The organism is Aquimarina sp. 433, from assembly GCF_054054605.1.
On the sequence record NZ_JBSWZK010000044.1, the window covers coordinates 1 to 302 of the forward strand.

General features: G+C 38.7%; 1 protein-coding gene. It reads left to right on the forward strand.

Annotation, left to right across the window (positions count from 1 at the left end; genetic code table 11):
* Positions 1 to 302, forward strand: a 302-nt coding sequence (locus ACWNT5_RS24275) for a Calx-beta domain-containing protein (RefSeq protein ID WP_456518864.1), incomplete at both ends; no start/stop codon positions are given.

Below are 302 nucleotides of genomic sequence, written 5' to 3' on the forward strand. Positions count from 1 at the left end.
GTTACTGTTGATGTTCCTGTTATCGATGATGCTATTGATGAGCCAAGTGAGGACTTAACAGTTAATGGTACAGTTACCAGTGGTAATACGAGTAATACCGATCCAAGTGGTACGGTAACGATTACCGATAATGATAATACCCCTACGGTTAGTATTAGCGATATTACAGTTGCAGAAGATGTAGGTAATGCTACAGTTACAGTAAGTATTGATGTAGCGAGTAGTGTAGATACGGTTATAGATATAGTTACTACAGATGGTAGTGCTAGTGAGCCAGGTGATTATACAGAGGTTATTACTAC